The organism is Campylobacter jejuni, from assembly GCF_049221745.1.
Taxonomy (GTDB): domain Bacteria; phylum Campylobacterota; class Campylobacteria; order Campylobacterales; family Campylobacteraceae; genus Campylobacter_D; species Campylobacter_D jejuni_E.
Genome location: NZ_JBMJAO010000001.1, coordinates 335,028 through 347,903 on the forward strand (window position 1 = coordinate 335,028; position 12,876 = coordinate 347,903).

Genomic DNA, 12,876 nt, shown 5'->3' on the forward strand with positions numbered 1-12,876 from the left:
TTTTTTGGTTATTTTTTGTGCTGCTTTAGCGCTTTTATTGTTTTTAGGCATGGTTGCTTATCTTATTACAAGCGATGGCAAAAAACCAATTAAAAAGCAAAAAACTAGCCAAAAGCAGCATATAGGCGAAAAGACTAAAAAATTTGATACAGACTTAGATAAAATGATAATTGCTGCTTCCGATGTTAAGCTAACAGATATTGAATTAAAAGAACTTGCCAAACTTTATGTGCAGACACATAAACTTGGTTCAAAAACTTCTAAAGAATTAGATGAAGCAACAAAAAAGAAACTAGAATTTGTTTCTGCTTTGGCTGCAAATATTAATGCAAGTGCACAAACAGTAAGTTACTTAAATAAAGAACTTAAGAAAATTTCTGGATCCTACAAAAAAGAGATTGATGCTTATGAGCATATGGGATTAGCTAAAAGAAAAATTAAAGAAGATAAATAATGGTGCGCTCAAGAGGATTCGAACCTCTGGCCTTTTGAACCGCAATCAAATGCTCTATCCAGCTGAGCTATGAGCGCAAAAATAAGTTAAAATTATATATAAATATTCTTAAAATAAGCAAAATTTTACTTATTTTGTTTGTTTTTTAGCTTTTCTACTTTCATCTAAATCAAATTCTTTAGTCTTTTTTGAATGGTAAAATATAAAACCTACAATCAAAATACAGCAAATCAAAGAAAAAATATAAAGTGTACCATAAGGACTATCTTTAAAAAAAAGATTGTTGGTATTCATTCCAAAAAATCCTACAATCAAATTTAAAGGTAAGAAAATAGAAGAAAGTATACTTAAAAGATAAATACTTTTATTCATTTTTTCATTTTTAATCGCGCTTGTTAATGTATAAAGAGTATCAACTCTTGCTAGATGTTCTTTGGTATTTTTACTTAAGATAGTGATGGATAAATTTAGAATTTTTAAATGTTTTTTGTATTGTACTTGTTCGCTAAGCAAAAGATTAAAAGCTTCGCTTAGAAGATTAATTTGCTTTAGATTTTTGTTGATTTTTTGTCTTAAAACAAAGGATTTTTTGTAAAAATTTTTAACAAAACCACCTTTTAAGATAATACCTTCTTTGTGCTCTAAAAGGCTTTGAAAATGAGTATTTTGCACTTTAAAATCTTCTAAAATAGATTTAATAAAATTTGAAAATTCTTCTATGCTAGAAAGCTTAAATTCTTCATCTTGAAGTTTATAAATTTTTTCATCATTAAAAAGCCAAGTTTCCAAATTCAATCCCACATAAACAAAAATTTTTTGTCCATAAATTTCACTATAGAAAGTTTCTAAATTCTTTGCTTGTAGGATTTTTTTTAAATTTTCATGTAGCTCTAGCATTTTATTTGTCTCTTAAGTGATAAAAATTTCTTTTAAATTGTGTAAAAGAATTATTCAAAATTGCTTCACGCATCTCTTTTGCAAGTTCAAGATAATAATGTAGATTGTGCAAACTTGCCAAGCGAAAAAAAGTAAGTTCTTTAGCTTTAAAAAGATGGTTTAAATAGCCCCTTGAAAAATTACGACAAGTATAGCATGAGCAAGCAGGATCTATGGCCTCATGATCGTTGATAAATTCTGCTTTTTTAATATTAAATTTTCCAAAACTTGTGAAAAATGTTCCATTTCTTGCATTTCTAGTCGGCATCACGCAGTCAAACATATCTACCCCTCGATCAACGTTTTCTACTAAATCTTCAGGGGTGCCAACTCCCATTAAATATCTTGGACGATTTTCATCTAGATAAGGGTTTAAGTTTTGCACTGTTTCATACATCAAGGCGTTTTCTTCGCCCACGCTAAGCCCACCTATAGCTAAACCATCAAATGACATTTCGTTTAAACTTAAAGCACAACGCTTTCTTTCTTCATAATCTGTACCACCTTGAATAATGCCAAAAATATTTTGCCCTATGCCTATACCTTTATTTTGCATATTTTTATGATAATCAATGGCTTCTTTTGCCCAAAGTATAGTACGATCAACAGAAATTTTAACTCTTTCTTTGGTTGCAGGCAGGGCTACTAAATCATCTAAGATCATCATAATATCAGAGTTAAAATCATATTGAGTATCTAAAACATTTTTTGGAGTAAAAAGATGACGACTCCCATCGATGTGACTTTTAAATTCTATACCTTCATTAAAATGTTTGGAATTTTTACTTAAAGAAAAAGCCTGAAAACCACCACTATCGGTTAAAAAACTTCTATCAAATTTCGTAAATCCATGTAAACCTCCAAAATCTTTTACCACTTTAGAAGTTGGGCGTAAGTACATGTGATAGGTATTTGCTAAAATAATTTTTGCATCAAGCTCGTTTTTCATATCATTGGCATCAAGACTTTTAACTGCCCCTACTGTGCCAACAGGCATAAAAACAGGGGTTAAAAAAGTGCTGTGTGTGGTAGTGATTTCACAAACTCTTGCCATGCCATCTTTATGCTTTAATTTAAATTCCATTTGTTATAATTTCCTTTTTGGAGTTTAAAATGAATAATATTTTAATTATAATAGATGGTATTTTAGCAAAGCATTTCTTAGAAAGGCTTTGTTTTGAAAAAGGTTTAGGTTACTTTTTTACAGTAGTGTGTCAAAATAGTGAAAAAAATAACTTAAATATTTCTAGTGAGTATATTGACTTGCATTGTTTTGATCCTACAAGCACAGCGCGCCTTGAAAATATTATGAGCAAAGATTTTAAGCAGGCTTTTATTTATATGCAAGACGAATTTGAAACTAAAAAAAGTTACGAGGCTTTGCGCTCTTTAAATCCAAATTTAGAAATAGAAATAATGGATTTTTGGGGTTTGAGTATTAATGATACTCATGTAAATTTAGCTGATGCTAGAATGACTTTGAGTCGTAGATTTATGGACTTTTTACCAGATATTGCTTTAACGGCTCAGTATATAGGGCTTGGCGTTGGAGAAATTATGGAAATAAAAATTCCAGCAGGATCTATTTTTGCTTATAGACATATAAGCTCAATACAACAAAAAAGGTGGCGTATAGTCCTTATTTATAGAAATTCTAAGATTTATTTTGTAAAACCTTCTTTTGTTTTAGAGCCAAACGATAGTATTTTAATTGCTGGAGATCCTGTTGTTTTGCAAAGTGTTTTTCATAATATAAGAGGTAAGGCAGGTCAATTTCCTATGCCTTTTGGAAGTAATGTTTTTGCTTTAATTGATATGAAAAATATGAATCAAAATATGCAAGAAAGAGTGCTTGATACTACTTTAAAATTAACTCAAAAAAGCAATGCAAAAAGATTTTTTATACATGTTATCAATCCTAAATTAGGAGCAATGTATGAAAAATTAAAAAAACTTTCCGAGGATAAAGAAGGTGTGTTTTTTGATTATTTCAACACGGATTTTAAACAAATTTCCATGTGGTTGCAAAATAATGATATAGGATTAGTTGTAACCGATATAAAAAATTTTGAGAAAGAAAAACAAGCTTTTTTTGATTTAAAAATTCCTATTATGAAGGTGGGTGAAGCTTCTTTTGACGAGCTTAAAGAAGCGATTATTTTAAGTGCTGATGAGAGTGAACTTGAAAACAATGCAAATGTCATTACTGATTTAAGCAAACAGCTTGATTTTGGAGTTATTTTATATTATTATAATCCAAATTCTCAAAATACTACAGATATGGAGGAGTATTTTAGAAGTTTATCTAAGCTTTATGATAAAAATATACAAATTATTAATAAAAATGATGAAAACCCTCTTTTAAATTTGCAATATCGCGAAGATTTGTTACAATTTGTGAGTTTTCAAAAAGAATTACTAAATAGAAATTTTGGTAGAAATTTAAGTACAAATTTAAATAGGCATTATTATAAAATGAGACAAAATTACCAACTTTTCATACCAGTAGAATAAATAATTAACCAAATGTGATAGAATAAACGCAAAAAGAGTGGTTCAATGCAAGTAGAAGTTAAGTTAAAAGAAAATGTTTATAAGGTTTATATTGATGAACTTGAAGAATTAGAATTTGATACTAAGGTTTTTATACTCTCAAATCCTAAAATTTCAGGTCTTCATTTGAAAACATTACTTTCTAAAATTAAGGCAAAAGAAATTTTTATTGCTACTATTAAAGATGGTGAAGAGTATAAAAATTTAAGCACTATGGAAGAAATTTTAAACCAAATGTTTAATTCTAAATTGGATAGAAAAAGCGTGCTTATAAGTTTTGGTGGTGGTGTGATTAGTGATATGGGTGGATTTGCTGCTAGTATTTATCAAAGAGGTATTGATTTTATAAATATTCCTACTACACTTTTAGCTTGCGTTGATGCAGCAGTAGGTGGAAAAACAGGCGTTAATAATAATTTTGGTAAAAATCTTATTGGCACTTTTTATCAACCTAAAGCTGTATATTGTGAAAGTGCTTTTTTAAAGACTTTAGGCTCTAGAGAGCTTGCTGCAGGTATGGCTGAATTTATTAAAATGGCGGCAATGTTTGATGATAGTATGCTTGATTTTATAGAAAAAATTGATGAAAAAAGTTTCTTAAATGCTACTTGCGAAAATGAAATTTTTACTAAAATTATAGCAAAAAGCATAGAACTTAAAGCAAGGGTTGTTGAGCAAGATGAAAAAGAATCAGGGCTTAGAATGCTTTTAAATTACGGTCATACTTTTGCTCATGTTATAGAAAATTTTACAGATTATAAGCTTTATTTACACGGAGAAGCAGTGGCTATAGGTATGGTTATGGCAAATCAATTAGCTTTAAATTTAGGGCTTTTGGATAAAATGCAAAGTCAAAGAATAAAAGATATTTTACTTAAATTTAAGTTACCAATATCATATAAAATCAGCAATATAGATGAATTTTATGAAGCTTTTTTCATGGATAAAAAAAGCTCTAATAAAAAAATCAATTTTGTTCTTGCTAGTCCTTTGGGCAAGGGTTTGATAAAAGGTGATATTTCTAAAGAAGATATAATTGCAACTTTAAGAGAATTTCAATGAAAAAAATTATTATTTTAACCTTTTTTGTTGTTTTTGCTTTTGGTGATGTAAATCGGACTATTATTAATAATATAAATGAGAAAATTAATACTTTAAATACTGTAATCAGTGCCAGTATTTGGAATATACGTTATGAAAATTTTATAAAATATCAAGATATAAATGATGAATTAATCATTTTAAATCTTAATTTAAAAAAGACTTCCGATATCCACCAACAAGAAGAACTTAAACGTAAGATAGCAAATTTAGAAGAGCAATTGAGCTTGCTTAAAGAATATAAAGATTTAAATTTTGCACAAAGTCTTAGTGCTCCTGATAATATAGAAACTTTATCTAAGCTTACTAATCCTTTAGCTATTATAGGGACTTTTTCTCATATTAAGAAAATAAAAGGAGAAAAGGAAGAGTATATATTTAAATTTAATGATTTTAAAAACTTAGTTGATAAAATTAGAGAAAAAAACTCAGAACTTAAAGAATTAGTTGAGCTTAAACCAAGTGTTGAGAATATAGAAGCTTTAAAAGCTTCGGATAAAAAGTTGGAAGAATTTGAGCAAGCTTTAAATTTTGCTAGTGTTTCTTATTCTGTTTATGAGAAAAAAATTGATGAAGAGCTTTCTCGAGTAAGTGCTGAGATTAAAGTTCAAAGCTTAAGGGCTGTAAATATACTTGTTGCTATTATTATTGTTATAGCTATAGCTTTTATGTTGAAATTTATTGCTAAAAAATACATTAAAGATAGTGAAAAATATTATACTGCTACCAAGATTATTAATTTTATTAATATAAATATTATTTTTCTTATTTTGCTCTTTGCTTATATAGAAAATATTACTTATCTTGTAACTATACTTGGTTTTGCTTCTGCAGGCTTAGCTATTGCTATGAAAGATATGTTTATGTCTATGCTTGGATGGTGTGTGATTATTTTTGGTGGAAGTTTTAGAGTAGGGGATCGTGTAAAGGTTTTTCAAAATGATACTACCTATATAGGAGATATTATAGATATTTCTTTTTTGCGTATTACTCTTTATGAAGAGCTTACGCTTGAAACTTATAGTAAAAATCGTCGTAGCGGGCGTATTATATTTATTCCTAATAACTATGTTTTTACAAATTTGCTTGCTAATTATACTCATCATGGTATGAAAACCGTGCTTGATGGCATTGATATAAGTATTACTTTTGATAGCAATCTTGACAAGGTACAAGAAATTGTAGAAAATATTGTTATACGCCATGCCAAAGGTTATACTGAGCTTGCTAGAAAAAATATAGTTCGTTTACAACATGAATATAGTATTAAAAATCCTAAAGTGGAGCCAAGGTTTTTCATGTTTTTTGAACATTGGGGAATGCGAATTTCTGCATGGTATATGACTAATGCTTATGCAGCTTTGGTATTAAGAAGTACGATTAGCAAAGAGATTATAAAAGAATTTAATAAGCATAAAGATATAAAAATCGCTTATCCATCGCAAAATTTATATTTAGGAAATTTAAATCAAAATCATTTTGAACAATATCATGAAAATACGCATTTTCATGCAAGGAATAAAGATTGAAAGAAAAAGTTTTTTTTAAAACCTTTGGGTGTCGCACAAATATTTATGATACAGAGCTTTTAAAAAGTTATGTAAAAGATTATGAAATTATAAATGATGAGAATAAAGCACAAATTATCGTTGTAAATTCTTGCACGGTTACAAATGGAGCTGATAGTGGGATAAAGTCTTATGTAAATACCATGCAAAAAAAAGGTATTAAAGTTATACTTACAGGTTGTGGTGCTGTAAGCAAAGGCAAGGAGCTTTTAGATAAAAAGCAAGTTTTTGGAGTGCTTGGATCATCAAATAAAGATAAAATCAATGAATTTTTAGGAGCAAAGACAAGTTTTTATGAACTTGGAAATTTAAATTTTATTGATAAAGATATAGTTTGCGAGTATGAAAATCATACCAAAGCTTTTGTGAAAATTCAAGAAGGTTGTGATTTTGCTTGTTCTTATTGTATCATTCCTAGTGTACGGGGAAAATCAAGAAGCGTGGATGAAAAAGCTCTTTTAAAACAGGTTGAAATTTTAGGAGCTAATGGCTATAGTGAAATTGTTTTAACAGGGACTAATATAGGTTCATATGGGCTTAAAAATGGCATAACCCTAGGTAAGCTTTTGCAAAAAATGGGACAAATTTCAGGTATAAAACGCATAAGGTTAGGTAGTTTAGAACCTGCACAGCTTGATGAAAGTTTTTTAGAAATCTTAGATGAAACTTGGCTTGAAAGGCATTTACATATTGCCTTACAACATACAAGTGAAAAAATGCTTCGTATAATGAGAAGAAGATCACATACGGATAATGATTTAAAGCTTTTTAATACTATAGCAAGTAAAGGATATGCTTTAGGGACGGATTTTATAGTAGCTCATCCAGGTGAGAGTGAAGAGCTATGGCAAGAAGCTTTGAAAAAATTTAAAGAATTTCCACTCACTCATATTCATGCTTTTATTTTTAGTCCTAGAAATAACACGCATTCTGCTACCATGAAAGATGTGATAAATGGAACTTTAGCCAAAGAAAGGTTAAACACTCTAAAATCCATAATAGAAAAAAATAATTATGAATTTAGGAAAAAAAATCAAGTTTCACTTGAAGTTTTGGTAGAAAATCAAAAAGATGGTTTTTTTGAAGGTTATGATCAGTTTTTTAACAAGATCAAAATTAAAAGTGATAAAGATATAACTAAAGAATGGATCGTTATATCTGAATATGAAGCGCAAGAAAAGTCTAACTTTGCAAATTTAAAAGGCTAGATAAATGAAAAATAAAAAGATAATTTTAGCATCTTTTATGGTTTTATGTATGCTTTTGGGAATTTTATATTTTAAAAATGAACCTAAATATATAGATGAAAATCTTTATCAAAGTCTATTAAGCCAAAATTTAATCCAAAAAGCTGTGATTGATAAAGACGAAATTTGGCTTAAGGCAGAAGGTGAAAATTATGTAATTATAAAAGATGGCATAGATACAAAAACACTTTTAGCAAAAGTTCCTGTAGAGGTTAAAAAAGATAACACGCTTTGGGTGTTTTTTATTTTACTTGTTTTTATTATCGCACTTTTTATAAGTCTTAGTTATTTTGCTCGTAAAAAAGAGTTAGCTAAATATCCAATATCAAATAAAAATCAAAATCACACTCAAGCTCAAAATTCAAATATAAATTTAGAAAGTTCTCATATAAAACCTGTGATTTCAAATATTACTTTTAATGATGTAGCAGGCGTTGATGAAGTTAAAATGGAGTTAAGCGAACTTGTGGATTTTTTACAAAATCCTAAAAAATATAAAGAATTTGGTGTAAAAATGCCAAAAGGTGTTTTAATGGTAGGTCCACCAGGTGTAGGAAAAACATTAATAGCGAAAGCGGTTGCAGGAGAAGCAGGGGTGCCGTTTTTTTATCAAAGTGGTTCAAGCTTTGTTGAAATTTATGTAGGTATGGGTGCAAAAAGAGTTAGAGAGCTTTTTTCAAAAGCTAAAATGATGGCTCCTAGTATAGTTTTTATCGATGAAATAGATGCTGTAGGTAAGGCAAGAGGAGAAATGTCAAATGTTGAAAGAGATAGTACTTTAAATCAACTTTTAACCCAAATGGATGGTTTTGAGGACAATAGCGGGGTTATCGTTATAGCTGCAACAAATAAAATCGAACTTATGGATCCTGCTTTATTGCGTTCAGGGCGTTTTGATAGGAGAATTTTTTTATCTTTGCCTGATTTTAAAGATAGGCTTAAAATTTTAGAAATTTATATGAAAGATAAAAATAATAATGTCAATTTAAATAAAATTGCCAAAGCAAGCGTAGGTTTTAGTGGAGCAGGGCTTGAAACTTTGGTCAATGAAGCAGCAATTAATGCTTTAAGAAGAAATAGTGCTTTAGTTGAGGAAAGTGATTTTTATGCTGTATTAAATAAAGTTCTTTTAGGCAAGAAAAAGATTTTAAGTTTTAATAATGAAGAGAAGAAAATTCAAGCCACTTATCAAGCTGCAAAAGCTTTGAGTGCGTATTATTTTGACATAGGATTTGATAAAATAACCCTCATTGAAGATCGTTTTAAAGAATATGAGCATAATATAAGATCAAAATCAGAGCTTATCAATCGTATAAAAGTTTATTTGGCTGGTTCTAGAGCTATGAAATTAATCTACAATGAAAGTTATACTAACTCGCAAGATGATTTTTTAAAGATTAAAGAATTGCTTGATTATATGTTGAGTTTTGATATGTTAGAAGAGTCAAATTTAAGTGAACAAAAAAAAGAAATGGATGAATTTTTAAGTTCTATGAAGGATAAAATTTTAAAATTATCAGAATTTTTGCTTGAAAAAGAGAAGATAGGACATGATGATGTTAAAAATATAATGCAGGTTTGATTATATTTTAATCATCAATTTCTTTGTGTAAGATAGTTCCATTAAAATCTATAAGAATTTTTATATCGTTATCAAGCTTAATCTTGTAATGGTTGATTTTTCTTTCGATTTCTCTAACTTTTGTATTCGGAAATTCGTTTTTAATGATATTGACTAAATTTTGAGGTAAAAAATCTAGTTCAAAAGGAAAGGCTTTATTTTCAATTTCCTTCCAAGCTCCATCTATGTCAAATTCAAGTTCTGTTCCATCGCTAAGATAGACTTCGTAAGAATTTTTATCCTTTTGTACTATTCCTATTGGAGCTTTAAAATTATGCTGTAAAAATTCTTTAGAAACACTTGGCAAATTATCAGCAGAAATTATTATATCAGCATTTAAAGATAAACTTAAAATAGTAATAATGCTTAAAAATTTAATTTTCAATATTTTTCCTAATTATTTTTTAGTAAAATTGTAAAGAATTTATGTGAATTTTATGTGAATTTTAAGACAATATTATAAAAAATAGAGGTTTTATACTTTGCTTACAATTTTTTTAATTTTTTTAAATATTTTATGTTACTTTTTGATTTCTTATGATTATTACAATATCCTTGGTTTGAATATTTTATTTTTTAATGGAGCTTATTGGCAGCTTTTAAGTTCAATGTTTTTACATGGAAATTTAACTCATCTTATATTAAATATGATAGTTTTGTTTCAATTTGGGCGTATATTAGAAGCTTATTTGGGTGCTTTGCGTTTTATTTTTATTTATTTTGTTGGCGGATTGTTATGTTCGCTTTTAAATGTTTTTTATGTGTATTTTGATTTTAAATATTTTGGAGAAAATATAAATGTCATAGGTGCTAGTGGTGCAATTTGTGTTTTAATGGGCTTTTATGCTGTTCTTGATAAAAATAGCACAAAAGGACTTATAGTGGCAATTTTACTTATGAGTTTTGCGCCATTGCTTATGGGGGTAAATGTTGCTTGGTATGGTCATATTTTCGGGTTTATGTGTGGTTATATTTTAGCTAAAATAAAAGAGGTAAAATGAAAAAAATTTATATTATAAGACATGCAAAAGCAAGTAAGAGTAAGGATATCGATGATTTTGAAAGAAAACTTACTAAGAGTGGAAAGGAGGATTTAAAAAAACTTTTTAAAAATCTTGCTTCGCATGAAATTCATCCTGATTTGGTGCTATCAAGTCCTGCTGCTAGAACCGCTAAAACAGCGAAAAAAATAGCCAAATTTTATAATTTTGATAAAAATAAAATTTGTTTTGATGAAAGATTGTATTTTTGCAATGTTGAAAATTTGCTAAAAATTCTGCAAGATATTGATGATGAGTTTAATGAAGTATTTTTAGTGGGCCATAATCCTGGTTTAATGGAGCTTGGAGAGTTATTAAGCTCGCTATGTTTAGCTTCTTTTCCAACTTCTTCTATCTTGTGTTTAGAATTTGATATTAAGGAATTTAAAAAATTAAAAAAACATAGCGGAAAATTAGTTTTTTTTGAACATGTACGCAAGTTAAAAGAAGAAAAAGATTTGGGTTTTTAGTAAGAGATTGACTCTTACTTCCAACCTTCTATATAATTTTTTAGTTTTCTTCCTACTTTAGGGTGTTTAAGTTTTTTTATAGCTGAGCTTTCTATTTGTCTCACTCTTTCTCGAGTGACATTAAGTTCTTTTCCAATTTCCTCTAAAGTTCTATCACTTTCATCATCCATTAAACCAAAACGCATACGAATTACCGCTTTTTCCCTATCGTTTAATTGATCCAAAACTTCATCAATTTGTTCTTTTAAATCATCCTTTAAGATATGATCCATTGGAGAAAGTGAATTTCTATCTTCAACAAAATCTCCAAATTTACCATCATCTTCATTTCCTATTGGAGCTTCAAGAGAAATTGGTTCTTTTGTGATTTTAATAACTTGTTTAACTTTATCTACGCTTAAACCTACTTCTTTAGCTATAATACTAACATCAGGTTCTTTTCCATCTTTTTGTAGATGTTCGCGGATAATTTTGTTAATTTGATTGATGGTTTCTATCATGTGGATTGGAATTCTTATAGTTCTTGCTTGATCAGCTATAGCTCTTGAAATAGCTTGTCTGATCCACCAAGTTGCATAAGTGGAAAATTTATAACCCCTTTTGTATTCAAATTTATCCACAGCTTTCATTAAACCTATATTTCCTTCTTGAATAAGATCTAAGAAAGGCAGACCACGATTTGTGTAGCGTTTAGCTATGCTTACAACAAGACGCAAGTTTGATTTTGCCATTCTTCCTTTTGCTTCATCAGAGATTTTTTTACCGCGTTTAATTTGCTCTAAAATTTCTTTTAAACGTGATTTTTCAAGATCAAAGCTTTTTTCACTGGCTTCTTTGGTTTGAAATAATTTTTTAATTTCCATATAAGTGCTTACCATGGTTGTTTCTAAAGCTCGCTCTGTGATTTCTTCTTTGCTCAATTTTGTAATATCTTTTAAAATAACTGCATGGCGTTTTTTAAGTTCATCAGAAAACATAGGTAAGCGGTATTCTAAACGCTTAAGTTCTTTGTCAAATTCTTCATCACTTTTTAGTGCAGTTTCCATTGATTTTACGATTTCACTAATAAGTTTTGAAGTAGGGCCTAGATCCATTAATTTTTCTTTTAAAATATTTTTTTTGAATGCAATACTTAATTTATCTAAAAGCTCATCTTCGCTTTCTTTGTCTTTGGATGTTTTTAGCCAATCTTTTTTAGCTTTTTCTAGAGCTTTAAATTTTTCTATAACTTTTAAAGTTCTTTCATCTTCTTTTTTACTATTTTTTTTAGTATTTTCTTCATCTGTTTCTAATTCTGTCTCGTTTTCTTCATCTTCATCTATATCAAGTTCATCAAGTTTATCATCATTTTTTTCTTCATCGTCAAAGCTTTTAAATAGTTCTTTTACCCTTCTTTCTCTGTTTATTAAAGGTTCTTTATAATCTAAAATAAAATCTATCAAATAAGGTACAGAACAAAAAGCATCGATGATAATATCTTCGCCAAGTTCTATTTTTTTAGAAATTTCAATTTCTTCATCTTTGTTTAATAAAGCAATTTGTCCCATTTCTCTTAAATACATACGAACAGGAGAGTCTGATCTGCTCCATTCTAATAAATCGTTTTCATTGGCTAAATCAAATTCGTTCTCAAGGCTTGTATCTTGGAGTTTTTGTTTTTCTTCTTGAAGTCTTTTTGCATCTTCTATGTTTTTCATTTGTGCAATTTCAGCTGCTGAAAAAAGTTGCACTTTGTGTTTTTTCATTAATGCTTGCACTTTTTTAGTGGTTGATGTATTTGGTTGTTTTGTAAGATATTTTACTAATTTTTCATATGTGATATAATCTTTTGCATTTTCTTGAAATAATTCTTCTAATTCAGCTTCTTGAGTTTTGGCGTTCATTGA

The 12,876-nt window shown here is 28.6% G+C and carries 12 protein-coding genes and 1 tRNA gene; 8 read left to right on the forward strand and 5 right to left on the reverse strand.

The genetic code is table 11. The features are described 5' to 3' along the window. Window positions 1-4 precede the first annotated feature (4 nt). A complete protein-coding gene (locus ACOTU8_RS01685; RefSeq protein ID WP_422341664.1) occupies window positions 5-454 on the forward strand; it encodes a hypothetical protein in 450 nt (149 codons plus the stop codon). On the opposite strand, the gene ACOTU8_RS01690 is transcribed toward ACOTU8_RS01685, so the two are convergent. The 3 genes from ACOTU8_RS01690 to tgt form a co-directional block, all read right to left on the reverse strand. Then, window positions 455-531, reverse strand: a tRNA-Arg gene (locus ACOTU8_RS01690). A 52-nt stretch (window positions 532-583) separates the two neighbouring features. Beyond that, the gene (locus ACOTU8_RS01695; protein WP_422341513.1) at window positions 584-1,351 is read right to left on the reverse strand and encodes a CorA family divalent cation transporter; all 768 of its coding nucleotides are present in this window, start codon (window positions 1,349-1,351) and stop codon (window positions 584-586) included. Between the two features lies 1 nt (window position 1,352). Then, on the reverse strand, window positions 1,353-2,474 hold the full coding sequence (gene tgt / locus ACOTU8_RS01700) for a tRNA guanosine(34) transglycosylase Tgt (RefSeq protein ID WP_422341514.1): 1,122 nt from the start codon (window positions 2,472-2,474) through the stop codon (window positions 1,353-1,355). 29 nt (window positions 2,475-2,503) lie between these two features. Between tgt and ACOTU8_RS01705 the strand changes: the two genes are divergently transcribed. From ACOTU8_RS01705 to ACOTU8_RS01725, 5 genes are read left to right on the forward strand one after another with little or no spacing between them, the layout of a single operon-like run. Beyond that, window positions 2,504-3,904, forward strand: coding sequence for a COG3400 family protein (locus ACOTU8_RS01705; RefSeq protein WP_422341515.1), 1,401 nt, complete (start codon window positions 2,504-2,506; stop codon window positions 3,902-3,904). A gap of 45 nt (window positions 3,905-3,949) precedes the next feature. Continuing rightward, complete coding sequence (gene aroB / locus ACOTU8_RS01710) at window positions 3,950-5,005, forward strand: 3-dehydroquinate synthase (RefSeq protein ID WP_422341516.1); 1,056 nt, start codon at window positions 3,950-3,952, stop codon at window positions 5,003-5,005. After that, window positions 5,002-6,573: a mechanosensitive ion channel domain-containing protein gene (locus ACOTU8_RS01715; RefSeq protein WP_422341517.1), complete on the forward strand. Its 1,572-nt coding sequence runs from the start codon at window positions 5,002-5,004 to the stop codon at window positions 6,571-6,573. The genes aroB and ACOTU8_RS01715 overlap by 4 nt, the downstream gene beginning before the upstream one ends. Continuing rightward, a complete protein-coding gene (gene mtaB, locus ACOTU8_RS01720; RefSeq protein WP_422341518.1) occupies window positions 6,570-7,820 on the forward strand; it encodes a tRNA (N(6)-L-threonylcarbamoyladenosine(37)-C(2))-methylthiotransferase MtaB in 1,251 nt (416 codons plus the stop codon). Before ACOTU8_RS01715 ends, mtaB begins: the two co-directional genes overlap by 4 nt. Before the next feature lie 4 nt (window positions 7,821-7,824). After that, on the forward strand, window positions 7,825-9,441 hold the full coding sequence (locus ACOTU8_RS01725) for an AAA family ATPase (RefSeq protein ID WP_422341519.1): 1,617 nt from the start codon (window positions 7,825-7,827) through the stop codon (window positions 9,439-9,441). Between the two features lie 7 nt (window positions 9,442-9,448). Here the strand turns inward: ACOTU8_RS01725 and ACOTU8_RS01730 are convergent, their stop codons facing one another. Further along, complete coding sequence (locus ACOTU8_RS01730) at window positions 9,449-9,865, reverse strand: PepSY-like domain-containing protein (RefSeq protein ID WP_422341520.1); 417 nt, start codon at window positions 9,863-9,865, stop codon at window positions 9,449-9,451. Window positions 9,866-9,962: 97 nt separating this feature from the next. Between ACOTU8_RS01730 and ACOTU8_RS01735 the strand changes: the two genes are divergently transcribed. Then, a complete protein-coding gene (locus tag ACOTU8_RS01735) occupies window positions 9,963-10,481 on the forward strand; it encodes a rhomboid family intramembrane serine protease (RefSeq protein ID WP_422341521.1) in 519 nt (172 codons plus the stop codon). Further along, window positions 10,478-10,990, forward strand: a complete 513-nt coding sequence (locus tag ACOTU8_RS01740; protein ID WP_422341522.1) for a SixA phosphatase family protein — start codon at window positions 10,478-10,480, stop codon at window positions 10,988-10,990. The genes ACOTU8_RS01735 and ACOTU8_RS01740 overlap by 4 nt, the downstream gene beginning before the upstream one ends. Window positions 10,991-11,004: 14 nt before the next feature. On the opposite strand, the gene rpoD is transcribed toward ACOTU8_RS01740, so the two are convergent. Next, entirely contained in the window at window positions 11,005-12,873 is a 1,869-nt protein-coding gene (gene rpoD, locus ACOTU8_RS01745; RefSeq protein ID WP_422341523.1) for an RNA polymerase sigma factor RpoD, read from the reverse strand. Window positions 12,874-12,876: the final 3 nt, after the last annotated feature.

Coding starts and splice junctions, on each gene's coding strand:
- rpoD (WP_422341523.1), bottom strand. CDS start 12,873: ATGAACGCCAAAACTCAAGAAGCTGAATTAGAAGAATTATTTCAAGAA.
- ACOTU8_RS01740 (WP_422341522.1), top strand. CDS start 10,478: ATGAAAAAAATTTATATTATAAGACATGCAAAAGCAAGTAAGAGTAAG.
- ACOTU8_RS01725 (WP_422341519.1), top strand. CDS start 7,825: ATGAAAAATAAAAAGATAATTTTAGCATCTTTTATGGTTTTATGTATG.
- ACOTU8_RS01705 (WP_422341515.1), top strand. CDS start 2,504: ATGAATAATATTTTAATTATAATAGATGGTATTTTAGCAAAGCATTTC.
- aroB (WP_422341516.1), top strand. CDS start 3,950: ATGCAAGTAGAAGTTAAGTTAAAAGAAAATGTTTATAAGGTTTATATT.
- tgt (WP_422341514.1), bottom strand. CDS start 2,474: ATGGAATTTAAATTAAAGCATAAAGATGGCATGGCAAGAGTTTGTGAA.
- ACOTU8_RS01695 (WP_422341513.1), bottom strand. CDS start 1,351: ATGCTAGAGCTACATGAAAATTTAAAAAAAATCCTACAAGCAAAGAAT.
- ACOTU8_RS01715 (WP_422341517.1), top strand. CDS start 5,002: ATGAAAAAAATTATTATTTTAACCTTTTTTGTTGTTTTTGCTTTTGGT.